Raw genomic sequence first — 6,386 nt, forward strand, 5'->3', positions numbered from 1 at the left:
ACCGCAGGTAGTCGCTCACCACCGCCGCGCCGAGGCCGTCCTCGTCCGGCGCCACCACGCGGCCACCGGAGCGGCGCGCCAGGGTGTCCACGAACCTGGTGAGGCGGGGGTCGTCGCCCAGGCGGAACACCGTGATCGACGCGCCCAGCCGGGCCAGCGCGTCCACCTCCACCAGGGTCTTGCCGATCGTCCGGTCCAGCGGCGGGTAGTGGAACTCGGCCTCGCCGGTCGCCTCCAGGTGCGCGGTCGGCTCGCCGTCGGTCACCACCAGCACCACGGGCTGCGCGTCGGGGTGCCGCCGCACGTGCCTGCCCGCCAGCAGCAGCGCGTGGTGCAGGTTGGTGCCCTGCTCCCACACCCCCTCCAGGGCGGTGAGCTGCCCGATGTCCACGGTCTCGGCGTGCCTGCCGAACGTGATCAGCTCCAGGGCGTCGGTCCGGAACCGGGTCCGGACCAGGTGGTGCAGGGCCAGGGCGGTGCGCTTCATCGGCACCCACCGCCCGTCCTGGACCATCGACCAGGACGTGTCCACGCACAGCGCCACCGCCGCCCGCGACCGCTGCTCGGTCTCGCTGACCTCGACGTCCACCACGTCCAGCGCCACCTGGCCGCCCGCCGACCTCAGCACCGCGTTGGTGACCGTGCGCGGCACGTGCCACGGCTCGGTGTCGCCGAACCGCCACGGCCGGGTCGAGCCGATCAGCTCACCGGCCGCGCCCGCCGACGAGCTGTCCCGCTGCCCCTGCGACCGCACGCCGTCGATCACGCCGCGCAGCGCGGTCTCCCCCAGCCTGCGCAGCGCCTTCGGGGTGAGCCGCAGGGAGCCGTCGGGCGCGCGTTCGAGCAGGTTCTGGGACCGCAGCTCGCGCTCCAGCTCGGCGAGCCGCCGGGCGTCCACGCCGGCTTCCGCGCCGAGCTGCCGGACCAGCGCCTCCGCGTCGATGTCCTCCAGGCTCGCGCCCGGGTAGGACTGGGCGAGCTGCTCGGCCAGCGCGTCCATCTCGGCCAGGTCGGCCATGGCCTGCGCGCCCTCGCCCAGGCCCATCGGGCTGTTGCCGCGGAACCGGGCCGAGCCCGTCCAGTCCTCGCCGGGCCGCAGGCCGCGCAGCAGCGAGTCCAGCTGCGAGAGCTGCGCGCCCACGCCGGAGTCGCCGAACGCCTGCTGCGACAGCGCCGACAGCTCCTGGCGCTGCTGCTCGGTCATGGAGTTCATCACCCGCTGGGCGGCGGCGGACCGGGCGGCCAGCGCGTCGATCAGCTCGTCGACCGTGCGGGGGTTCTCCGGGAAGAACTCGCCGTGCTCGCGCATGAACCGGTCGAACCGCTCACCGGTGTCCTCGCCCCGCGCGTGCGCGGCGAGCAGGGCGTTGAGGTCGGCGAGCATGTCCTGGATGCGCCGGACGTCCTCGGAGCGGACGTTCTCCATGGCCTGCTTCATGCCCTGGAACCGCTGCTCCATCAGCTCCCGGCCGAGCAGGTTCCGGATCCGCTCGTAGGACTCGCGGGCCTGCGGGGAGCGCCAGTCGTACTCGCCCAGCTCCCGCACGGCCGCCGCGGTGGACTGCGGCAGCGCGTCCAACTGGGCCTCGCGGAACCGCGCGTCGTCGTCCGGGTCGGGGAACAGCGCCGCCCGCTCGGCGTCCAGCGCCTCCCGGAGCAGGCGCTGGACCTCCTGGAGCGTGCCGTCCAGGCGGTGGCGGCGGGTCAGGGCCGAGCGCTGCCGCCACAACCGGGCGGTCAGGTCGTCCAGGCCGCGCGTGCCGGGCAGGCCGCGGCGCAGCAGCTCGCGCAGCGCCGACTCCGGGGAGGAGCCCTCCATGACCTCGCGGCCCAGCTCGTCCATTGCCGCGCGCAGGTCGACCGGCGGCGCCAGCGGGTCGGGCCCGTCGACGTAGCGGCCGTACCGGTAGGTGCTCATCCGTACACCGATCGGTCGTCGTCGCTGTCCTTGGACAGCTGCCGGGTGAGGTAGAGCGACTCCAGCGCCAGCTCGACGGCCGAGGCGATGCGGCCGACCGGGTCCTTGGGCCCCGCGCCGACCCGGGCGGCCACCTCGTGCAGCACGGGCAGCTCGGGCAGCGCGGCCAGCAGGTCGCCCGCGTGCACGCGCTCGCCGGTGGCCACCGGGTGGCCGTCGGAGACCAGCTCGGCCAGCGGCCGCAGGTCCAGGCCCGCGAACGTCGCCCGCGCCGCGTCGGCCACGGACCGGCGCAGCAGGTGGGTCAGGACCTCCTGCTCGCGGCCCTCCTCGCCCGCCTCGAACTCCAGCTTGCCGCGCAGCACGGCCGGCACCGCCTCCAGGTCGACCGGCCGGGCGATGGGCGGGTTCTCGTCGATCAGGGCGGCGCGGCGCAGCGCGCTCGCCGCGACCGTCTCCGCCGCCGCCACCGCGAACCGGGCCGAGACGCCCGAGCGCTGGTCGATCGCCGAGGACTCGCGCAGGTGCCGCACGAACCGGGCGATGACCTGGAGCAGGTGGTCGCCGACCTCGGCGACCAGGTCGGCCTCCTGGCGGACCAGGTCCACCTCGGCGGAGATCTCCAGCGGGTAGTGGGTGCGGATCTCCGCGCCGAACCGGTCCTTGAGCGGGGTGATGATCCGGCCGCGGTTGGTGTAGTCCTCGGGGTTGGCGGTGGCGACCAGCAGCACGTCCAGCGGGAGCCGCAGCGTGTAGCCGCGGATCTGGATGTCGCGCTCCTCCATCACGTTGAGCAGCGCCACCTGGATGCGCTCGGCCAGGTCGGGCAGCTCGTTGACGGCGATGACGCCGCGGTGGGAGCGGGGCAGCAGGCCGTAGTGGATGGTCTCGGGGTCGCCGAGGCTGCGGCCCTGCGCGACCTTGACCGGGTCCACGTCGCCGACCAGGTCGCCGACGCTCGTGTCGGGCGTGGCGAGCTTCTCGGCGAACCGCTCGTCGCGGTGCTTCCAGGTCACGGGCAGGTCGTCGCCCAGCTCGGCGGCGCGCCGGCGGGACTCGGGGGTGATGGGCGCGAGCGGGTGCTCGTTCAGCTCGGCGCCCTCGATGACCGGGGTCCACTCGTCGAGCAGGCCGACGATGGTGCGCAGCAGGCGGGTCTTGCCCTGGCCGCGCTCGCCGAGCAGCACCACGTCGTGGCCCGCGAGGAGGGCGCGCTCCAGCTGGGGCAGCACGGTGCGGTCGAACCCCACGATGCCGGGCCACGGGTCGCGGCCCTCGCGCAGGGCGGCCAGCAGGTTGTCCCGGATCTCGGCCTTCACCCCGCGCGGCAGGTGGCCTGCCGCCCGGAGCTCGCCGGCGGTGGTGGGAAGCTGAGGGGTCACCCCTCGAAGCTACGTGCACCGGGGCGATCGGTCGACATGGAGCAGCTCCACCCCGGGGCGGTGCGGCGGGCCCGAGGTGGATGTTCTGCTTTCGACGAACAACGGTGCTCAGGGGGCCGGGCGGGGCGCGAGGGGCCGGAATTGTCGTACCCCGCCGGCACCATGAGAACAGGGGACCCCCTGGGCGGGGACCCCTGCGAAGCGAACGCCGTCCCGGGGCTGGTCGGACCAGGGGCGGCGCGGTCGGTCGACCGAAGTGCGAGGTGGCCATGACGGCACATGCGCTCTACCAGCCCGAGGACCGCGAGCTGGACCTGTCGAGCCTGTCCGCGGCCGACCACGGCCTGGTCAGGTCGCTGGTCGGCCGGATCGGGCCGGGTGACCGGGTCCTGATCTGCCTGGAGCCCGACGACTCCGAGCGCGACGAGCTGTACGTCGAGGAGCGACACGGCAGGTACTACGCGGTCCACTTCGAGGGCGGCCGGCACGTGATCGCGCTGGAGAGCGACGAGCACAAGCGGCAGAAGGAGTACTGGCACCGGGCCGCCGAGGACGCGGGCTACCGGTCGGACACCGGGCTCGGCACGGGCACCGGCACGGTGCTGGACGTGGCCATCCACGGCCCGGTCCGGACCGGGGTCGAGCTGCGGCGCTCCGACGTCACCGCGCGCGCCGCCGCGCTGAACACCGGCGATGCGCACCGGGCCGGGTGGCTGCCGCTCTGGTTCTCCGACGCCGACCGGACGCCGAAGTGGTTCCATCGCATCCCCTCGGTGGGCTGCAACCGGATCTCGTGGGACGACCTGCCGCCCCGGCGCGCCGCGACCGCGACCGGCCTGCGCCTGGTGCACGCCGCCCGGTGCACGACGGAGAACTTCCCGCGGTGCTTCGACCGGAAGCGCCGGCCGTGCGGCGGGTACCACCCGCTGCTGCGGCCCTGGCGGGGCGTCACGGTCGACGACGTGGCCGAGATGGTGCCCTCCGGCCAGGCGGTCCCGCTCCGGACGCCCGAGCGGTGGGTCTACGTCGTGCCCCGCTTCGGCCTGTCCCACTACCAGCAGCTCACCGAGGGGCTCGGCGCCTACCTGCCCGACGCGGGGCCGGCCCCGGTGGAGCGCCGCGCCCGGTCCGGGGGGCGGTCCTGGCCCGTCTGCCGGAGCTGCGGGAGGGACATGTTCCTCGTCCGCGAGGGCCGTGAGCTGTGCGAGAACTGCAAGCCGATGATGCGGGACCCCCTGTGAGGGCCCCGATCAGGGGTTCGGCTCGATCACGGCGGTCCAGCGCCGGTCGTGGCGGCCGTCGCAGGGGGCCAGTTCCACGCGGGTGAAGGGGCGCGCCGACAGGCACATGCCCGCGTGCGCGGTGTTCTCCAGCGCGAAGGACTCGCCCGCCACCACGTGCCTCGTCCACACCCGGTCCGGATCGCCGTGGCAGGGCTCGACCAGGCGGACGTCCTGCGGCTCGACGGCCGTCAGGCAGCCGGGGGCCAGCAGGCTGACCAGCACGACCCTGTCGATGCCCACGAAGTACATGCGCCACCGCTGACCGGGCCCGCCGGTGCCCGGGCGCAGCGTCACCACGCCGTCCTCCGCGGTGGTCAGCTCCAGGGAGGTGCCCGTCCTCTTGATGTGGAGCATCGGGTTCGGCCCGGCCTGCGCGGTCGGCGCGAGGAGGAGCAGGGCGGCGAGGACGAGCAGCAGTCGGCGCATGGGTCCATTGACGCATCACCGGGCTTGCACGGATGAGCGGTTGTCGTGCGCCGAGTGGTGAACCCGGGGTCACGCCCGGTCACGTCCGACCGGCCGGCGCCTCCGGACCGGGCGGTGCGCCGCCTAGAAGCGGAAGGGCTCGGTGAACGAGTTCGCGGCGTCGGTGGCGGAGCCGGTCACGGCGTCGCCGGCCTGGGTGAAGGAGTCCGCCGCGCCGGCGCCGAAGTCCTGGGCCGCGCCGGTGGCGCCCTCGGCGGCGCCCGCGAAGCCCTCGGTCGCACCCGCGAAGCCCTCGGTCGCACCGGCGAAGGACTCGGTCGCGCCCGTGAAGGCGTCCGTGGCCCCGGCGGCGGTCTCGGTGACGCCGGAGAAACCTTCGGTGGCCTGGGTGGCGGCGTCGGTGGCGCCCGACACGAGTTCGTTGGCGGCGTCGCGGAAGGCGTCGAACAGACCCATGGTGTGCACCTCTCGTCGGAAGTTGACAATTCCGACATTACACACAGAATCCGTCCGGTGTCGGAACGCCGTCACCCGAACGGGCCGCCGCGGCGCCGGTCCCTAGGCCGCCAGGGCGAGCAGCTCCTCCAGCGCCGGCCGGTCGTCGGAGCGCGACACCGCGAGGACCGGCGCCAGGACCCGGCACCACCCGAGCAGGCGGTCCGGGTCGAGCCCGCACGCCTCGGCCAGCCGCGCCGACCGGTCCGCCACCCCCTCGCGCCCGGCCGCCTCCAGGGCGAAGTCGACCACGTCGAAGCACGGGTCGCCCACGCACGGCCGCGGGTCGATCGCCACCAGGCCGCGCGGCCCGACCAGCACGTTGCCGGGGTGCAGGTCGCCGTGCAGCAGCACGCGCGGGCCGGCACCCAGGAGGTCCCGGCAGCGGTCCTGCGCCCGCTGCCACATCACCGGGGTGACCGGGGTGGACGCGGTCACGCGGCGGCCGATGCGGGCGAAGAACTCGGCGCAGCGGTCGGCGAGGTCGCGCGCGCCCGGCGGCGGCGCCACCGCGTGCAGGGGCGCGACCAGGTCGGCCCACTCGGTCGCGGCGGGCGGTTCGGGCAGGTCCGCCACCTCGGTGCCCGGCCGCACCGCCGCCATCAGCACCGCCCCCGCCTCCTCCGCGAGCACCTCAGGCGCCCGGCCCGACGGCCCGAACAGCCGCTGCGCCGCCGTCTGCTCGGCCAGGAACGGCTCGTCGGGGCTCAGCTTGAGCACCACCGGCACGTCGCCGGCGCGGAACTCCGCGACCACGGACGACGCGCCCTGCGACAGGGGCCCCGCGGGGGTCAGCCCCCACCGGCGCGCCAGGTCGGCCACCCGGTCCGGCACGCGCGCCGCCCAACCGGCCACCCCCGGTCCGAAGCGGAGGGACATGCG

Annotated in this window: 6 protein-coding genes; 1 reads left to right on the forward strand and 5 read right to left on the reverse strand. The window is 75.1% G+C overall.

What is annotated here, in order from left to right:
* Together ACFV4N_RS37810 and ACFV4N_RS37815 are read right to left on the reverse strand one after the other, a co-directional pair.
* On the reverse strand, nt 1-1,918 hold a 1,918-nt coding region (locus ACFV4N_RS37810), incomplete at its 3' end, for a vWA domain-containing protein (RefSeq protein ID WP_499677483.1).
* A complete protein-coding gene (locus tag ACFV4N_RS37815) occupies nt 1,915-3,300 on the reverse strand; it encodes a sigma 54-interacting transcriptional regulator (protein ID WP_499677484.1) in 1,386 nt (461 codons plus the stop codon). The genes ACFV4N_RS37810 and ACFV4N_RS37815, both read right to left, overlap by 4 nt.
* 269 nt (nt 3,301-3,569) lie before the next feature.
* On the opposite strand from ACFV4N_RS37815, the gene ACFV4N_RS37820 reads away from it, so the two are divergent.
* The gene (locus ACFV4N_RS37820) at nt 3,570-4,541 is read left to right on the forward strand and encodes a hypothetical protein (RefSeq protein WP_499677485.1); all 972 of its coding nucleotides are present in this window, start codon (nt 3,570-3,572) and stop codon (nt 4,539-4,541) included.
* A 9-nt stretch (nt 4,542-4,550) separates the two neighbouring features.
* On the opposite strand, the gene ACFV4N_RS37825 is transcribed toward ACFV4N_RS37820, so the two are convergent.
* The 3 genes from ACFV4N_RS37825 to ACFV4N_RS37835 all read right to left on the reverse strand — a co-directional run.
* Entirely contained in the window at nt 4,551-5,009 is a 459-nt protein-coding gene (locus ACFV4N_RS37825) for a ricin-type beta-trefoil lectin domain protein (protein WP_499677486.1), read from the reverse strand.
* Between the two features lie 123 nt (nt 5,010-5,132).
* Nucleotides 5,133-5,465, reverse strand: a complete 333-nt coding sequence (locus ACFV4N_RS37830) for a hypothetical protein (protein WP_499677487.1) — start codon at nt 5,463-5,465, stop codon at nt 5,133-5,135.
* Between the two features lie 102 nt (nt 5,466-5,567).
* A partial coding sequence (locus ACFV4N_RS37835; protein ID WP_499677488.1) for an aminoglycoside phosphotransferase family protein occupies nt 5,568-6,386 on the reverse strand: 819 nt, incomplete at its 5' end.

Source organism: Actinosynnema sp. NPDC059797 (assembly GCF_042732085.1).
Classification (GTDB): Bacteria; Actinomycetota; Actinomycetes; order Mycobacteriales; family Pseudonocardiaceae; genus Actinosynnema.